Annotated in this window: 14 protein-coding genes; 9 read left to right on the top strand and 5 right to left on the bottom strand. The window is 71.3% G+C overall.

Annotated features, from left to right (window positions below):
* The first annotated feature begins 138 nt into the window (after positions 1–138).
* The 3 genes from rplM to glmM all read left to right on the top strand — a co-directional run bounded on the left by rplM (position 139) and on the right by glmM (position 2,739).
* A complete protein-coding gene (rplM, locus tag OIE74_RS14745; RefSeq protein ID WP_189107638.1) occupies positions 139–582 on the top strand; it encodes a 50S ribosomal protein L13 in 444 nt (147 codons plus the stop codon).
* Positions 583–624: 42 nt separating this feature from the next.
* Entirely contained in the window at positions 625–1,152 is a 528-nt protein-coding gene (rpsI, locus tag OIE74_RS14740) for a 30S ribosomal protein S9 (RefSeq protein ID WP_329383091.1), read from the top strand.
* Positions 1,153–1,371: 219 nt separating this feature from the next.
* Positions 1,372–2,739: a phosphoglucosamine mutase gene (gene glmM, locus OIE74_RS14735; protein ID WP_329383088.1), complete on the top strand. Its 1,368-nt coding sequence runs from the start codon at positions 1,372–1,374 to the stop codon at positions 2,737–2,739.
* An 18-nt stretch (positions 2,740–2,757) separates the two neighbouring features.
* Here the strand turns inward: glmM and OIE74_RS14730 are convergent, their stop codons facing one another.
* The 3 genes from OIE74_RS14730 to OIE74_RS14720 all read right to left on the bottom strand — a co-directional run bounded on the left by OIE74_RS14730 (position 2,758) and on the right by OIE74_RS14720 (position 6,715).
* Positions 2,758–3,714: a DUF389 domain-containing protein gene (locus OIE74_RS14730; RefSeq protein WP_329383085.1), complete on the bottom strand. Its 957-nt coding sequence runs from the start codon at positions 3,712–3,714 to the stop codon at positions 2,758–2,760.
* 27 nt (positions 3,715–3,741) lie between these two features.
* Positions 3,742–4,749 (bottom strand): type I pantothenate kinase, encoded by a 1,008-nt coding sequence (gene coaA, locus OIE74_RS14725; RefSeq protein WP_329383083.1) that lies wholly within the window; start codon positions 4,747–4,749, stop codon positions 3,742–3,744.
* Positions 4,750–4,837: 88 nt separating this feature from the next.
* Entirely contained in the window at positions 4,838–6,715 is a 1,878-nt protein-coding gene (locus tag OIE74_RS14720) for a hypothetical protein (protein WP_329392300.1), read from the bottom strand.
* A 187-nt stretch (positions 6,716–6,902) separates the two neighbouring features.
* Between OIE74_RS14720 and glmS the strand changes: the two genes are divergently transcribed.
* The 3 genes from glmS to OIE74_RS14705 are packed head-to-tail and all read left to right on the top strand — an operon-like array spanning position 6,903 to position 10,657.
* A complete protein-coding gene (gene glmS, locus OIE74_RS14715; RefSeq protein WP_329383080.1) occupies positions 6,903–8,750 on the top strand; it encodes a glutamine--fructose-6-phosphate transaminase (isomerizing) in 1,848 nt (615 codons plus the stop codon).
* A gap of 29 nt (positions 8,751–8,779) precedes the next feature.
* Positions 8,780–9,148 (top strand): holo-ACP synthase, encoded by a 369-nt coding sequence (locus tag OIE74_RS14710; protein WP_329383078.1) that lies wholly within the window; start codon positions 8,780–8,782, stop codon positions 9,146–9,148.
* A gap of 54 nt (positions 9,149–9,202) precedes the next feature.
* Positions 9,203–10,657 (top strand): NAD(P)H-hydrate dehydratase, encoded by a 1,455-nt coding sequence (locus OIE74_RS14705; RefSeq protein ID WP_329383075.1) that lies wholly within the window; start codon positions 9,203–9,205, stop codon positions 10,655–10,657.
* 29 nt (positions 10,658–10,686) lie between these two features.
* Here OIE74_RS14705 and OIE74_RS14700 read toward each other — a convergent pair whose 3' ends face one another.
* Positions 10,687–11,424: an SDR family oxidoreductase gene (locus tag OIE74_RS14700; protein WP_329383073.1), complete on the bottom strand. Its 738-nt coding sequence runs from the start codon at positions 11,422–11,424 to the stop codon at positions 10,687–10,689.
* 93 nt (positions 11,425–11,517) lie between these two features.
* On the opposite strand from OIE74_RS14700, the gene OIE74_RS14695 reads away from it, so the two are divergent.
* A complete protein-coding gene (locus tag OIE74_RS14695; RefSeq protein WP_329383070.1) occupies positions 11,518–12,381 on the top strand; it encodes a LysR family transcriptional regulator in 864 nt (287 codons plus the stop codon).
* 24 nt (positions 12,382–12,405) lie between these two features.
* Here the strand turns inward: OIE74_RS14695 and OIE74_RS14690 are convergent, their stop codons facing one another.
* Positions 12,406–13,077, bottom strand: coding sequence for a hypothetical protein (locus OIE74_RS14690; protein ID WP_329383066.1), 672 nt, complete (start codon positions 13,075–13,077; stop codon positions 12,406–12,408).
* A gap of 178 nt (positions 13,078–13,255) precedes the next feature.
* Here OIE74_RS14690 and OIE74_RS14685 point away from each other — a divergent pair, with 178 nt between their 5' ends.
* Together OIE74_RS14685 and OIE74_RS14680 are read left to right on the top strand one after the other, a co-directional pair.
* Positions 13,256–14,497, top strand: coding sequence for a HupE/UreJ family protein (locus OIE74_RS14685; RefSeq protein WP_329383064.1), 1,242 nt, complete (start codon positions 13,256–13,258; stop codon positions 14,495–14,497).
* Between the two features lie 150 nt (positions 14,498–14,647).
* The gene (locus tag OIE74_RS14680; RefSeq protein WP_329383060.1) at positions 14,648–16,624 is read left to right on the top strand and encodes a metallophosphoesterase family protein; all 1,977 of its coding nucleotides are present in this window, start codon (positions 14,648–14,650) and stop codon (positions 16,622–16,624) included.
* Positions 16,625–16,659 lie beyond the last annotated feature (35 nt).

Below are 16,659 nucleotides of genomic sequence, written 5' to 3'. Positions count from 1 at the left end.
GAGGCCCTTACGCCGGTCCACCGGGCCGATGATCCAGCGGCAGGCACGGGTTGCGTCCCCGTATGTCTGCCAGGGCTGTCGTGATCGTCCGGGTGGCCTTGTCAGGACCCACTCACTGAAGAAGCGAAGGCTACGACCGTGCGTACGTACAGCCCCAAGCCCGGCGATGTCACGCGCCAGTGGCACATCATCGACGCGCAGGACATCGTCCTGGGCCGTCTGGCGACTACGGCAGCGAACCTCCTCCGGGGCAAGCACAAGCCGACCTACGCCCCGCACATGGACATGGGCGACTTCGTCGTCATCATCAACGCCGAGAAGGTCCACCTCTCCGGCAACAAGAAGACCCAGAAGATGGCGTACCGCCACTCCGGCTACCCGGGTGGTCTGCGTTCCGTCCGCTACGACGAGCTGCTCGCGAAGAGCCCCGAGAAGGCTGTGGAAAAGGCCATCAAGGGCATGATCCCCAAGAACACCCTGGGCCGTCAGATGCTCTCGAAGCTGAAGGTGTACGCGGGGGACCAGCACCCGCACGCCGCCCAGCAGCCGGTCCCGTTCGAGATCACCCAGGTCGCGCAGTAATCCCGGCCACCGCCTAAGACGAAAAGAAATCTGAGGAACATCGTGGCCGAGACCACCGCAGAGACCCCCGTCGACGCCCCCGAGGGCGAGGAGACGTTCGCCGAGGTGACGACCTTCGAGTCGGAGACCCCCGTCGAGGGTGAGTACACCTCCGAGTCGCTGGCTTCCCGCTTCGGCGACCCCCAGCCGGCCGCCGGCCTGGGCCGTCGCAAGAACGCCATCGCCCGCGTCCGGATCGTTCCGGGCACCGGCAAGTGGAAGATCAACGGGCGCACCCTTGAGGACTACTTCCCCAACAAGGTGCACCAGCAGGCTGTCAACGAGCCCTTCAAGGTGCTCGAACTCGACAACCGCTACGACGTCGTCGCCCGTATCTCGGGTGGCGGCGTCTCCGGCCAGGCCGGCGCGCTGCGCCTCGGTGTGGCCCGCTCGCTGAACGAGGCGGACGTGGACAACAACCGCGCCCCGCTGAAGAAGGCCGGCTTCCTCAGCCGTGACGACCGCGCGGTCGAGCGCAAGAAGGCCGGTCTCAAGAAGGCCCGCAAGGCGCCGCAGTACAGCAAGCGCTAAACCGCTCGCTCGGCCTTACCGCGCCAGGAGCCAGGGCACTTACGGCTTCACGGCGTATGTATGGCATATGTTCGCCCCGGCGGCACTCCGTGCTGCCGGGGCGTTCGTTTTCCGAGCTTCCCGATCCCCTGGATGATCCGCCGGGCAATCCCCGTGTTCTCCTTGGATCTTGGTGGAGCTCTTCGGGGCAATTTCTGAGCGTTTTTCGGAGGGACAGCTGTGGGACGACTCTTCGGCACGGACGGCGTGCGCGGTACTGCCAACGCGGATCTGACGGCGGAGCTGACGCTCGGCCTCTCGGTCGCGGCGGCACACGTACTCGCCGAGGCGGGCACGTTCGAGGGCCATCGGGCGACAGCGGTGGTGGGGCGCGATCCGCGCGCCTCGGGTGAGTTCCTGGAGGCCGCCGTGGTGGCGGGTCTCGCGAGCGCGGGCGTGGACGTCCTGCGCGTCGGTGTGCTGCCCACCCCCGCGGTGGCGTATCTCACCGGTGCGCTGGGCGCCGACCTCGGCGTGATGCTCTCCGCGAGCCACAACGCCATGCCGGACAACGGCATCAAGTTCTTCGCGCGCGGCGGTCACAAGCTGGCCGACGAGCTGGAGGACCGGATCGAGGCCGCGTATCTGGAGAACACCGTGCACCGCACGGGTGCCCCGTGGGCGCGGCCGACCGGGGCGGCCGTGGGCCGGGTCCGGGACTACGACGAGGGCTTCGACCAGTACGTCGCGCATCTCATCGGGGTGCTGCCGAACCGGCTCGACGGGCTCAAGATCGTCCTGGACGAGGCGCACGGCGCCGCGGCCCGCGTGTCGCCGGAGGCGTTCACGCGCGCCGGCGCCGAGATCGTCACGATCGGCGCCGAGCCGGACGGCCTGAACATCAACGACGGCTGCGGCTCCACCCATCTGGACCTGCTGAAGGCCGCGGTCGTCGAGCACGGCGCGGACCTCGGCATCGCGCACGACGGCGACGCGGACCGCTGTCTGGCCGTGGACGCGGCGGGCGAGGAGGTCGACGGCGACCAGATCCTCGCGGTGCTGGCCGTCGCGATGCGCGAGGCGGGGACGCTGCGCGAGAACGCGGTCGTGGGGACGGTGATGTCCAACCTCGGCTTCAAGATCGCGATGGAGCGTGAGGGCATCAGCCTCGTACAGACGGCGGTCGGCGACCGTTACGTGCTGGAGTCGATGAAGGAGCACGGTTACGCGCTCGGCGGCGAGCAGTCCGGGCATGTCATCGTCCTCGACCACGCGACGACCGGCGACGGCACGCTGACCGGCCTGATGCTGGCGGCGCGCGTGGCGAGCACGGGCCGTTCGCTGGCGGACCTGGCGGGCGTGATGCGGCGCCTGCCGCAGGTGCTGATCAATGTGCCGGACGTGGACAAGTCGCGCGTCACGACATCGGCGGAGCTGGCGACGGCGGTGTCGGAGGCGGAGGAACAGCTCGGTTCGACGGGCCGGGTGCTGCTGCGGCCTTCGGGCACGGAGCCGCTGGTACGGGTGATGGTGGAGGCGGCCGACATCGAACAGGCGCGCGCGGTGGCGGGGCGCCTGGCGGACGTGGTGAAGTCGGCGCTGGGGTAAGGGAGTCGGGGCGGGAGGTCAGTGGCTCTCGGGCACCGTCCCGGGCACCGGCTTCCCGCGTCCTCCGGCCCAGAGCGCCTTCTGGACCAGCAGGGTGAGCGTCCCGGCGGCGACGATACCGCCGAGGTTGATCAGGAGCTGGCCGCTGGAACCCCACACCTGGCTCAGATCGCCGTAACCGAGGGCGACGGCGGCGTTCGCGGCGGCGGGGACCGTGGTCACCGAGATGGCGACGCCGACGAGCGCGCCGGACTTCGCCGAGGTCAGCGAGAGCATGCCGGCGATACCGGCGAGCACCGCGACCACCAGGGAGAACAGGTCCGGGTTGAAGATGAAGGACGTGTTCGGGCGGTCCGCCTCCAGCATGGACCTGTGGAAGAGGCCGAAGGCGTTCATCAGCAGGCTGAAACCGGTCGTCAGCACCATCGCGGCGGCGAACCCCACGAGCAGCGCGGCCACTGAGCGCAGGGCGAGCCGCGCGGAGCGCCGTACCACCGCCGTACAGAGCCCGGCGAGCGGCCCGAACTCGGGCCCCACGGCCATCGCCCCGACGATCAGGATCGCGTTGTCCAGGACCACACCGCAGGCGGCGATCATCGTCGCGAGGGTGAGGAAGGCGAGATACGTGACCGAGAGGGTGGACTCCTCGTGGGTCGCGTCGGCCAGTTGCTCCCACAGCACGGCGTCGACGCCCTCGCCGGGGGAGTCCTCCTCCGCCTGATCGGCGCGCCTGGACAGGGAGAGACCGATGTTGTCGGCGGCGATCGAGCCCTTCTCGTCCACTCCGAGCTTGCGCAGTTCGGCGATGAGCCCGTCGCCCGCCTCGCGCGCGACGTCGCACAGCACGAGATCACCCGCCGGGTCGCGGGCGGCGCCCGGGACGACCACCAGATGGGTGGTGCCGACGGTCCGCTCCAGGGTGCTCACGACGCGGTCGGTCAGGTCGGCGGGGACTATCAGGCGCAGATGCAGCACGGCGGCTCTCAGACACTCATACGGAGTTCAGAGTTTACGGAGGGACAGGCGCTGGACCTTGTGGTCGGCGCCCTTCCGGAGGACCAGGGTGGCACGGCTGCGGGTGGGTGCCACGTTCTCCAGGAGATTGAGCCGGTTGACGGTGCGCCAGGTGGTGCGCGCGTAGTCGAGAGCTTCTTCCTCCGAGACCTGGGTGTACTTGCGGAAGTACGAGGACGGGTTCTGGAAGGCCGTCTGGCGCAGTTCGCGGAACCGGTTCAGATACCAGGTCTCGATGTCCTCGGCGCGCGCGTCGACGTACACGCTGAAGTCGAAGAAGTCGGCCAGACCGACGCGGGTACGGCCGTCCTGGCCGGGGAGGGCCGGCTGGAGGACGTTCAGGCCCTCGACGATGAGGATGTCGGGGCGCCGTACGGTCAGCTGCTCGTCCGGCACGATGTCGTACTTCAGATGTGAGTAGACGGGCGCCGTCACCTCGTCCTTGCCGGCCTTGATGTCGGCGACGAAGCGGGTCAGGGCCCGGCGGTCGTACGACTCCGGGAAGCCCTTGCGTGACATCAGACCGCGCGCCTGGAGCTCCTTCATCGGCAGCAGGAACCCGTCGGTGGTCACGCGCTCCACGCGCGGGTGCTCGGGCCAGCGGGCGAGCAGCGCCTGGAGGAGCCGGGCGACGGTCGACTTGCCGACGGCCACGCTTCCGGCGACGCCTATGACGAAGGGGGTGCCGCGCTGGGCGCCGTGGCCGTTGCCGGTGTCCTTGAGGAAGGTGTTGAGCGCGCCCCGGAGCCGGCCGGTGGCCTGCACGTACAGATTGAGCAGCCGGGAGAGCGGCAGATAGACGTCCCGTACCTCGTCCAGATCGATGACGTCCCCGAGCCCGCGCAGCCGCTCGACCTCCTCGGCGGTGAGCGGCAGCGGGGTCTTGTCGCGCAGCGCGCTCCACTCGGCGCGGCTGAGGTCGACGAAGGGGGTCGGCCCGTGCTCGGCGCGCCGCTGGGCGCTCCGTGGGTGTGCTGACGAAGACGGTGTGATCACGTCGCCATTGTCGGGGGTGGGGGGTGGTTGTGGGGGGTGGGGTGGGTCACGTGGCGTCAGATCCCCCTGGCCCGGGGCGGCCCGGGGCTCAGCCCTTCGCGATCCGCCCGCGGCGGCGCCACGCGCCCGTCAGTTGGCCCGCGATGTAGCACGTCGCGATCGTCGACAGGGATGCGCGCGGCCAGCCGATGTCCGGGTCCCACCAGGCGTACGCCGTCACCGGGGTGAACAGCAGCAGCGCCGTGACGCGCAGGGCCCACCAGCGGCGGCGGCGTGGGAGCGGCGGGCGGCCCGCGGGGTCGCCGGAGAGGGTGTCCAGGATGCCTGCCAGGAAGCCGCGGCGGGCCAGGATCTGGGCGTCGGGGAGGGTGGTGAGGATCTCGTCGCGGGTGCCGAAGCCCGGGGGGACCGGGGGGAGTCCGAGCGCCGCGACCAGGGCCGACTGGCGGCGGGCCGGGGCGTCCGAGCCGCGCAGGAGGTTGGTGAGCGGGCGGGTGTCGGTGACGCCGTACGCCTCCGCCAGCGCGTCCGCCGTGGCGGTGACGGCCGCGTGGTCGGGGACCGGCGCCGCCGGGTCCCAGTTGTGGTCGGCGAGCTTCTTGCCCCGCCGGAGGAGGGTGAAGCCGTAGCGGTCGCCCGTGCGGCGCAGGATCAGCGCCGGCCACGGTTCGCCGGTGGTGATGTTGTCGGCCGCGGCCGTGAGCCGGTCCTCGCCGAGGAGCGTGGCGCGCACGCCGGGCTCGGATTCGGCGGCGAGCTCGACGTACGAGGATCTTCCCGGCGCCGGGGCTATCCGCAGCGGGACACCGCACATCAGCGCCGCGTCCACGACGGCGTGCGGCGGGGCCGCGACCAGCGCCAGACAGTACGGGGCGGAGGGGGCGGGCAAGGCGGAAGCGGCGGGCTTCGACTCGTACGGCTTCGGGCGGGAGAAGAACGGCATCCGCGCCGCCACATGCATCCGTACGCCCGCCCGGAAGTCCAGGAACTCCCCCCGCGCGTCCCCGAGATACGCCCACGGGTACTCCGTCGCGTGCACCCCCACCGCCCGGAACTGCTCCAGTGCCTCCCCGTGCCGGTCCGCCAGGATCAGCATCAGCGCCAGGTGGTTGCGGACCCCGGCCACCTCCGGGTCGCCGTGCGGGTACGCGTCCGACAGCTCCTGCGCCCGCTTCAGCGCCGCGTGGATCCGGGACCGTTCGATCGGGCCGCCGCCCTCCGGCGGGGCGCCGTCGGACACCACGTCGTACTCGACGGCCGCCAGCAGCGGCAGCGCGTGCAGTTTCGAGCCCGGCAGGGCCTCCCGCGCCGCGCGCTCCGCGAAGTCGAACATCTCCTCGTGCGAGCCGTACCACTTGTCGCACAGGTACTGGAGCGCCGAGAGATGGCAGCCGTAATGGTGCGGCGCGCGGGCGGTGGCCTCCGCCCAGTACGCGTCGAAGACCTCGCGCGGCGCCTGGCTGCCGCGCGCGTGGGTGAGCGCGACCTGCCACGGCACGGGGTCGGTGGGGTTCAGCTCGGTCGCCGCGTCGATCACCGGGACCGCGTCGTCGAGCAGCGCGAAGAACGCCCGGAACTGGTCGGGCGAGACATCGCTCGCCCTGGCCCCCGTCCGTATCTCCCACGCCTGCTGGACGCGGTGCTCCGCCTTCACCAGCAGGGCGTCCGGATCCCGCGGCGACCCGGCGAGCCACGCGTCCAGCCAGCCGGGGCTGTGCAGCGCGCTCTCGGCCAGCCGGGGCACGTATCCGCCGCGCCGTTCCCACTCGGCGCCGAGCCGGGTGGCCGCGAGCAGGTCCCTGGCAGGCACGTGGTCACCCGCGTACGCGGCGGTGAGCGCGGTGCGCAGCTCCGGCGTCGGCGGGTCGATGACGACGGACGCGTCGGGGGGCAGATACGCGCCGACGGCCGCGCCGTGGCGGAGCATCCGCGGCAGGGTGATCAAGGTGCGCAGCGTCGCGGTCATCGTCACGGTCATCCATTGAAGGCGCTGGGAGGTGGCCGCCACCAGAGGCTTTCGGTGACAAAGCCGTATCGCATGGAGTAGTGGGGCAGGGCGGTCGCCCCAGGTCGGGGGCGGTCGGCCGACCTTCGCGGATGTCGGGGGCGAGCGTTCCCGGGACCTCGCGGTCCCCCGCCGTAGGCTGCCGCTCATGTGTGGAATCGTAGGATATGTCGGTGGACAGTCAGCGCTCGATGTGGTCGTCGCCGGTCTCAAGCGGCTCGAATACCGGGGGTACGACTCGGCCGGGGTCGCGGTCGTCGCCGACGGCCAGGTGGTCGCGGCGAAGCGGGCGGGCAAGCTCGTCAATCTGGAGAAGGCGCTGGTGGAGAGGCCGTTGCCGAGTGGCCCCACCGGTATCGGCCACACCCGGTGGGCCACCCACGGCGGCCCGACCGACGCCAACGCCCATCCGCACATCGACAACGCGGGCCGCGTCGCCGTCGTGCACAACGGGATCATCGAGAACTTCGCCGCCCTGCGCACCGAGCTGAGCGACCGCGGGCACGACCTGGCCTCCGAGACCGACACCGAGGTCGTCGCGCATCTGCTCGCCGAGGCGTTCTCGGCCTGCGGCGAGCTGGCCGAGTCGATGCGGCAGGTGTGCGGGCGGCTGGAGGGCGCGTTCACGCTGGTCGCCGTCCACGCGGACGAGCCGGACGTCGTCGTGGGCGCGCGCCGCAACTCGCCGCTCGTGGTGGGCGTGGGCGACGGCGAGGCCTTCCTCGCCTCCGACGTCGCCGCCTTCATCGCCCATACGCGCTCCGCGATCGAGCTGGGCCAGGACCAGGTGGTGGAGCTGCGCCGGGACGGCGTACGGGTGACCGACTTCGACGGCGCGCACGCCGAGGTGCGCGAGTACCACATCGACTGGGACGCGTCGGCCGCCGAGAAGGGCGGCTACGACTACTTCATGCTCAAGGAGATCGCCGAGCAGCCGAAGGCCGTCGCCGACACCCTCCTCGGCCGTATCAACGCCGAGGGCTCGCTGACGCTGGACGAGGTACGGATCCCGCCGCGCGTGCTGCGCGCGGCCGACAAGGTCGTCATCGTCGCGTGCGGGACCGCCTTCCACGCCGGGCTGATCGCCAAGTACGCCATCGAGCACTGGACCCGTATCCCCTGCGAGGTGGAGCTGGCGAGCGAGTTCCGCTACCGGGACCCGATCCTCAACACCCGTACGCTCGTCGTCGCGATCTCCCAGTCCGGCGAGACGATGGACACGCTGATGGCGCTGCGGCACGCGCGCGACCAGGGCGCCACGGTTCTGGCCATCTGCAACACCAACGGCTCGACCATCCCGAGGGAGTCGGACGCCGTCCTCTACACGCACGCGGGCCCCGAGGTCGCGGTCGCCTCGACGAAGGCGTTCCTGACGCAGCTCGTGGCCTGCTATCTGGTCGCGCTGTATCTGGGGCAGCTGCGCGGCACGAAGTACGGTGACGAGATCCGGGCCGTCATCCGCGAACTGTCGCGTATCTCCCACGAGGTCGAGCGGGTGCTGGCGACGATGGAGCCCGTACGGGAGCTGGCGCGTTCCCTCGCCGACAAGCGCACGGTGCTCTTCCTCGGGCGGCACGTCGGCCACCCCGTGGCGCTGGAGGGCGCGCTGAAGCTGAAGGAACTGGCGTACATGCACGCCGAGGGCTTCGCCGCCGGTGAGCTGAAGCACGGTCCGATCGCGCTGATCGAGGAGGACCTGCCGGTGGTGGTCGTCGTACCGTCGCCGCGCGGCCGTTCGGTGCTGCACGACAAGATCGTGTCCAACATCCAGGAGATCCGGGCGCGGGGGGCGCGGACGATCGTGATCGCGGAGGAGGGGGACGAGGCGGTGGTGCCGTACGCGGACCATCTCATCCGCATCCCGGTCACGCCGACGCTCCTTCAGCCGCTGGTCTCGACGGTGCCGTTGCAGGTCTTCGCCTGCGAACTGGCGACCGCCCGCGGCAACGAGGTGGACCAGCCGAGAAACTTGGCGAAGTCCGTGACGGTGGAGTGAGCCACCGTGGAGTGAGAGGCAGGACCGCAGTGATCATCGGGGTGGGGATCGACGTGGCGGAGATCGAACGGTTCGCGGCGTCGCTGGAGCGTACGCCGGCCATGGCCGAACGGCTCTTCTCGGAACGGGAGTTGCTGCTGCCCAGCGGGGAACGGCGCGGGATCGCCTCCCTGGCCGCGCGCTTCGCGGCCAAGGAGGCGCTGGCCAAGGCACTGGGCGCGCCGGCCGGGCTGCACTGGACGGACGCCGAGGTGTACGTGGAGGAGAGCGGGCAGCCACGGCTGCGGGTACGGGGCACGGTGGCGGCGCGCGCGGCGGAACTGGGCGTACGGAACTGGCATGTGTCGCTCAGCCATGACGCGGGGGTCGCGTCGGCGGTGGTGATCGCCGAGGGGTGACGCCTCCCGCCGGCGGAGGGGTGGGCCGGTGCCGGGTGCGGCAGACTCGGTGCCATGCGTATCGCCTACAGCGTGGAGACCGTACGGACCGCCGAACGGGAGCTGATGGACCGGCTCCCCGACGGCGTACTCATGCAGCGGGCGGCGGCCGGGCTGGCCGCCGCCTGCGTGGATCTGCTGCGGCGGCGGGGCCGGGTGTACGGGGCGCGGGTCGTCCTCCTCGTCGGCAGCGGCGACAACGGAGGCGACGCGCTGTACGCCGGGGCCCGTCTCGCGCGGCGCGGGGCCGGGGTGTCGGCGGTGCTGCTGAACCCCGGACGGGCGCACGCCGGGGGGCTCACGGCGCTGGTGGGCTCGGGCGGACGATTCCTCGACAATTCGTCCGACCCGTTCGACGTACTGGCCGCCGCGGATCTCGTCGTGGACGGCATCACCGGCATCGGCGGGCGCGGCGGGCTGCGGCCGGACGCGGTGCCGGTGGCGCGGGCCGCGCGCGGCTCCGGCGCGGTGGTGGTGGCCGTCGACCTGCCGAGCGGGGTCGAGGCGGGGAGCGGCGAGGTGGTGGGGGAGGCGCTGCGGGCGGACGCGACGGTGACGTTCGGCACGTACAAGGCGGGGCATCTGATCGACCCGGCGCGGGAGTACGTGGGCGCGGTACGGCTCGTGGACATCGGGCTCGGCGCGGTGCTGCCGTCGGTGCCGGAGCTGGAGGCGCTCCAACACGCGGACGTGGCACGGCTGTTGCCGGTGCCGACGGGGGAGAGCGACAAGTACCGGCGGGGGGTCGTGGGTGTCGTCGCCGGCTCGGCGCGCTATCCGGGGGCGGCGGTGCTGGCGGTGGCGGGCGCGCTGCACGGGGGCGCCGGCGCGGTGCGGTACGTGGGGCCCGCCGGGGACGCGGTGATCGCCCGCTTCCCCGAGACCCTGGTCCACGCGGGGCCGCCGGCGAAGGCGGGCCGCGTGCAGGCGTGGGTGGTCGGGCCCGGCCTCGGGGACGAGCCGGGCGTACGGGACGCCGTGGCCTCCGACGTACCGGTCCTGATCGACGCGGACGGCCTGCGCGGGCTGGACGCCGGTGCCGTACGGGCGCGTACGGCACCGACGCTGCTCACCCCGCACGCCGGGGAGGCGGCCGCGCTGCTGGGGGTGCCCCGCGAGGAGGTGGAGGCGGGCCGGCTGGCGGCGGTGCGGGAACTGACGGCGCGCTACGGCGCGACGGTACTGCTCAAGGGCTCGACGACCCTGGTCGCGTCCCCGGACACCGCGGACCCGGTCCGCGTCAACCCGACGGGCACGCCGTGGCTGGCCACGGCGGGCAGCGGCGACGTGCTCTCGGGGCTGACGGGTTCGCTGCTGGCGGCGGGCCTCACGGCGCGGGACGCGGGATCGGTGGGGGCGTACCTCCACGGCCTGGCGGCGCGGGCGGCGGCGCAGGGGGCACCGGTGAGCGCGGAGGACGTGGGGGCCGCGCTGCGGGGGGCGTGGCGGGACGTGTCGCGGGAGGGGTGACCTGTCCGCGCCCCCTCATACGGCCCGGATCACCAGGGGACGACGCCGGCGTCCTCGAAGAACGAACCGCTCGGGCCGCCGTCGGGCAGCGTGGCGAGACGGATCGCCGTGGCCGCGCCCTGCTCGGGCGTACGGGGCGCCTGGAAGCCGGTGAAATCGGTCGCGACCAGCCCCGGACAGGCGGCGTTGATGAGGATGTTCGTGTCGGCGAACTGCCGGGCGTAGTGCACGGTGACGGCGTTGAGGAATGTCTTCGTCGGTGAGTAGGCCGCCATGACGGGCCCGATCTCGATGTCCGGGTCCGCCTGCCGGGTCAGGGAGCCGACGGAACTGGAGACGTTGACGATGCGCGGCGACGCCGAGCGCCTGAGCAGCGGCAGCATCGCGTTGGTCACCCGGATGACACCGATGACGTTGGTCTCCACGACCGTGCGGACCACGTCGAGGTCGAGCGTGGTCGGGTCCTGCTCCCACCCCGGGCCCATCGGACCGGAGATGCCGGCGTTGTTGACCAGGACGTCCAGCCGCCCGGCCTGCCGTTCGACCAGTGCCGCGGCGTCGATGACACTGCGGTCGTCGGTCACTTCCAGCGGTACGCCGAAGGCGTCCGCCCCGGCCGCGCGCAGCTTCTCGACGGCGGCATCGCGCCGGGCCCCGTCGCGGGCTCCCACACCCACGCGGTACCCGAGGGCGCCGAGCCCGGTCGCGATCTCGTAGCCGATTCCCTTGTTCGCGCCGGTCACCAGCGCGATTTTTGTTTCGCTCATGACGTCGATGCTGGCTCGCGGGGGAGCGGTGCGGCCAACACCGATACGGTGCTCTGTCATACCCGGCGGGTATCACCGCGTTACGGTGGGGCGATGGACACCTTGGAGACCCGCGAGCTGAGGTATTTCCTGGCCGTCGCGGAGGAACTGCACTTCGGCCGCGCCGCCGAGCGCCTCGGGATGGCCCAGCCACCGCTGTCCCGGGCGATCCAGCGGCTCGAACGGCGCCTCGGCGTCTCCCTGCTGGAGCGCGACCGCCGCGGTGTCTCCCTGACCGGCGCCGGAGAGGTCCTGCTGCACGAGGGCCGCGCGGCGCTCGACGCGGCCACCGCCGCCGCTCGCCGCGCCCGTCGCGCCGGTGGCGCCGACGGTCCGGGCGGCCCCCGCAACCGCCTGGTGCTGGCGGTGAAGGCCGCCGCCTCTCACGAACTGCTCCAGAAGCTCCTCGCCGCCTACGCGGCCGAGCCCGACGCCGCCTCCATCGAGGTGCTGCCGAGCGGCATGTGCGAGCAGGAAGAGATGCTGCGCGACGGCCGCGCCGATGTGGCGTTCATGCACGCGCCGTTCGACTCACTCGCCGGGTTCGACAGCGAGGCACTGATGTCCGAGGGGCAGATCGCCGTCCTGCCGGCCGGGCACCCTCTCGCCGCGCGCGAGACGCTGACCATGGCCGACGTCAGCGACCTTCCCGGTCTTCCGCACGCCCGCTGGCCGCGCCACGGCACGTACGCCCCCGGTCCAGGACCGGAGATCCACGACCAGACGCAGCTGGCCCAACTGATCGCCCTCGGGCGGACCATGGCCGTCTTCCCCGACTCCGCCCGCGCCTGGCTGTGGGCCGAGCACGCCGCCGTACCCCTGACCGACGCGCCGCCCGTCACCACGCATATCGCCTGGCCGGCGCACAGCCGCTCGCTCGCGCTCGCGGGGCTGGTGCGTACGGCCACCAGGCTCTGACCGCGTACGCCCCGCGGCGCCGTACTAGACCTTGTCGAGCCAGATCACGATCCCCGTCAGGCCGCCCAGCACAGCCGCGACGCCCGCCCTGACGGCCGCCGCGCAGCGCTCGGCGGTGAACGAGGCGGGGTCGTACGCCGATGACGCGCCGAGCCCCTCGCCGCGGAACGACGCGCCCGTCCAGTCGACCGCCGTGACGTTGCCGGTGGGCTCGGCCAGCTCCGCCCCCACGACGAGGAAATGCTGCGACAGGTGGTTGGGGGTGACCGTCGCGAGGGGGTCGATGAGGTCGTTGCCCGCGCTGATGACGAGGTCCGGGTGCATCTCCATCGCTTCGGTGATGCTCGGTATGAGGTCGTGCGGGTTGTCCGCGACGACCGTTCTGAGGTCGACGTCCTCCTCCTCGCCCCACTCCCGGACCGCCGTCACGAGGGCCTTGGCCGGACGGTCGTCACCCGTGGTGAGGAGCACCACGCGGTAGTCCTCCGGGGGATGGACCCCGTCCCAGGACCCGGGCCGCGGTGTCGCGGTCGCCTCGGGGGCGAGTGAGGCGGCGGGGCCGGTGAACCCCTGGCCGAGAGTGCCGACGGGGGTGGGCTCGGGGCGCGGTTGGGACCAGTCGTCGCCGGAGCTGCATCCGGTGACCAGCGCGGCTGTCGCGGCCAGCGCGGCGACGGCCCGAAGCGGGGGGCGCAAGGCGATCTTCCTCCGAGAGAGATGGCGGACGGTTCGCCTACATCCTGCTATCCCGTCTTCTGACTCCTTCATCAGCAGGTGTCGTCATCGCGCTTGTTTTTCCGGTCTTCGCCGACCGGCCGGTCCGTGTTCATCCATGACGTCCACCGTGCACTGGCAACCTGAAGGAGCCAGTCACATGTCAAGACACCTCCGCCGCGCCCTCGTCGGGGTCACCGCCGCGGTGATCGCTCTCCTGAGCCTCGGCGGCCTCGCCCCGTCGGCGCAGGCCCACGGATTCACCTCCACCGTCTACGCCGACGTCACGTCGGGCGAAGAGGGTCATATACGCACCGAACTGAAGCTTGAGTACGACCTGTTCGTCGTGTCCGCCGCCGACACCGAGGGGGACGACCCCCTCTTCCGTACGGGCAACGCGGCGTTCGAGGACGGTGACACCGGCGCTCAGGCCGCCGCGCTCAACACCCATGCGGAGTCGGCCGTTTCGTATGTCACGAAGCGCTTCTCGGTCACCTCGGACGGCGGTGCATGCACGCCGACCCGGGTCGGCGACTTCACGATGGGCCGGCAGGAGGGCGTGCCGTACGCCGAACTGCGGCTGGACTGGGACTGTCCCGGGGAGGGCGACGACCGCGGGATACGCAGCGAGTTGTTCCCCGACGCCGAGACCTATGTCACCGGCACCAAGACGATCGTCACGTACGAGATCGGCGGCCGGTCGGGCAGCGCCGCGCTCGACGCCGCTCATCCCTCGTTCTCCCTGGGGCAGGCGTGGTACGAGCGGTTCTGGGAGTTCTTCCGGCTGGGCGCCGAGCATCTGCTGGGCGGGATCGATCACATCCTGTTCCTGCTGGCGCTGATCGCCGGGTCCCGGCGGCTGCGCGAGATCGTGCTCGCCGCGACCAGCTTCACTCTCGCGCACTCGGTGACGTTCATGCTCGCCGCGCTCGGTCTGGTCGATGTGCCGTCGAGTGTCGTGGAGCCCGTGATCGCGCTGTCGATCGCGGTGGTGGCCGGCTGGTACCTCTGGCGGATCGGGCGGCGGGGCGGTCACGCCGGCGAACTCGATGAACTCGGCGAACTCGGCGCTCTTGCCGCAGGACGCGGTCGCCTCGGTCTGGACCGTGCGGGCCGGCTGCGCCTCGCCGTCGTGTTCTGCTTCGGCCTCGTGCACGGCCTGGGCTTCGCGGGTGCGCTCGGCATCGACGAGGCGTTCTCATGGACCCTGCTCTGGTCGCTCCTGGTGTTCAACGTCGGTATCGAGGCAGTGCAGTTGGCGATCATCGCCCTCGTCTTCCCGCTGCTGGCCGTGCTGCGGCGCCGGGCGCCGATGACCGGCCTCTGGGTGACCGGGGTGATCTCCGCGGGTGTGTGCGTCATGGGGCTGGTCTGGTTCACGCAACGGCTGTTCGGGCTGTGACTCGGACGGTGACTCGCACGGTGATGGGGGTTGTGAGAGGTCCAGAAGTTCAACTGACCCGCTAGCCGCGGTCGTCCAAGGTTCACCAACGGCGGCGACGTTGTGGATGCCCAATACATCCACCCATGTGGGTAAAAGGAACGTAAACTAATGACACTCAGACCTTCCTCGCGGGCCTCCCGGCCCGTGCGACGCCGTGTGGCCACCGGGGCCGCCGCGGCATTCCTGGGCCTGGCCGTCGCCCTCGGCGGCGGCATGACGACCCCCGCCGGTGCGGCCGAGCCCGCGACGCTCACCGGCATCATCCTCGGCGTCGGCGCCAACGAGTCGCAGCGCACGGTGACTTGGTACTCCTCCGCCGACACCGCGCAGAAGCTCCAGGTCGCCCCGACCGCGGAGCTGGCCGACGGCGAGTTCCCGGCCGGCGCCGCCACCTTCGACGCCATCGGTGCGGCGAACATCGCCACGAGCGGCGGCTTCAACCGCCACGCCACGATCACCGGCCTGAAGGAGCACACCCAGTACTCCTACCGCGTCGGCACCGAGGGCAACTGGTCGAAGGCGTACGCCTTCAAGACGCAGGACTTCGAGGGCGAGTACGACTTCCTGTTCTACGGCGACCCGCAGATCGGCTCGTCCGGCGACCTCGCCAAGGACCAGGCCGGCTGGCAGGACACCGTGGACGTGTCGCTCGCGGCCAACCCGGACGCCGAACTCCTGGTGTCGGGCGGTGACCAGGTCGAGACCGCGAACAACGAGTCCCAGTGGAACTCCTTCCTGGCCCCCGACAAGCTGCGCCAGTACCCCTGGGCCGCCACCATCGGCAACCACGACGTCGGCGGCAAGGCGTACGAGCAGCACTTCTCCACCCCGAACACGGACCGCTCGGCCCCGCTGTACTCCAACGGCAACCCGGCGTCCAACACCTCGGGCGGTGACTACTGGTACATCTACAAGGATGTGCTGTTCATCGACCTCAACAGCAACAGCTACGCCACCTCCCAGGGCGGCGGCGGCGACGCGGCGCACCTCGCGTACGTCACCGACATCATCAACAAGCACGGCGCCGAGGCCAAGTGGAAGGTGCTCACCTACCACCACGCGATCTACTCGCCGGCCTCCCACGCCAAGGACGGCGACAACAAGATCCGCCGTACGGACTTCCCGACCGCGTTCTCCAAGCTCGGCGTCGACCTGGTGCTCCAGGGACACGACCACAGCTATTCGCGCAGTTACCTGATCAAGAACGGCGAGAAGGCGGACCCGGCCGAGCAGCCCGGTGCCTCCGACGTGTACGCCGGTCCCGGCGGTGTCCTGTACGTGACGGGCAACTCCGCCTCGGGCTCGAAGTACTACGACATCACCAAGCCGGACAGCAGCGGCACGAGCGGCGCAGGCAACGGCCCGGACCCGCTGAACCCGGACAGCTACTGGTACAACTCGGTCCAGAACCAGGAGCACGTCCGCACCTACGTCAAGGTCCAGGTGCGCAACGACAAGCTCGTCGTCGAGAACGTCCGCAGTGGCACCTGTGCCGCTCCGAACGCCGCCGTCGAGAAGGGCAGTTGGTGCAACAACACCGCTGAGGGCCAGCCGGTCGGCTCCCTCGTGGACAAGGTGACGGTGCACCCGTACCACGGTGACGGCCAGGACCTCCAGGTCGACGTCCCGAACGTCGCCCCGGGCGAGTTCGGCTGGACGATCGACGGCTACAACGGCCTGGTGGACCTCGGCACCGCCAAGGAGACCGGCGGCACCCACTTCGAGGCGGCGGGCAAGATCAACCCGATCGCCGTCTCGGACAGCCGCCGTTCGCTCGCCCCCTGGTCGATCTCGGCCAACGTGAGTGACTTCAAGGACGCCGGCAAGACGTTCTCCGGCTCCTACCTCGGCTGGACGCCGCGCGTGCTCGTGAACGGCGCGGGGTCGAAGGCGGGCGTCAAGGTCGCCTCCCGCTACGACGACCAGGGCGAGGGTCTCTCCGTCTCACGCGGCCTCGGCTCCGCCGACCAGGGCCACGCACGGGGCACGGCCAAGCTCGGCGCCGACCTGGGTCTGAAGATCCCGGACAGCGTCGCGAAGGGTGGCTACCGCGCCACTCTCACGATCACCGCTCTGAGCAGCTGATCCGACCCGCTCCACTGGCGGGGCAGGCGCCTTCG

The sequence above is a fragment of the Streptomyces sp. NBC_01716 genome (assembly GCF_036248275.1).
Taxonomy (GTDB): Bacteria; Actinomycetota; Actinomycetes; order Streptomycetales; family Streptomycetaceae; genus Streptomyces.
This window is presented reverse-complemented; position numbering and strand designations above follow the sequence as displayed.

Bases quoted from the DNA above. Each gene is read 5' to 3' on its own strand.
- OIE74_RS14720 (WP_329392300.1), bottom strand. From the start codon at position 6,715: ATGACCGCGACGCTGCGCACCTTGATCACCCTGCCGCGGATGCTCCGC.
- glmS (WP_329383080.1), top strand. From the start codon at position 6,903: ATGTGTGGAATCGTAGGATATGTCGGTGGACAGTCAGCGCTCGATGTG.
- OIE74_RS14705 (WP_329383075.1), top strand. From the start codon at position 9,203: ATGCGTATCGCCTACAGCGTGGAGACCGTACGGACCGCCGAACGGGAG.
- OIE74_RS14700 (WP_329383073.1), bottom strand. From the start codon at position 11,424: ATGAGCGAAACAAAAATCGCGCTGGTGACCGGCGCGAACAAGGGAATC.
- OIE74_RS14695 (WP_329383070.1), top strand. From the start codon at position 11,518: ATGGACACCTTGGAGACCCGCGAGCTGAGGTATTTCCTGGCCGTCGCG.
- OIE74_RS14685 (WP_329383064.1), top strand. From the start codon at position 13,256: ATGTCAAGACACCTCCGCCGCGCCCTCGTCGGGGTCACCGCCGCGGTG.
- OIE74_RS14680 (WP_329383060.1), top strand. From the start codon at position 14,648: ATGACACTCAGACCTTCCTCGCGGGCCTCCCGGCCCGTGCGACGCCGT.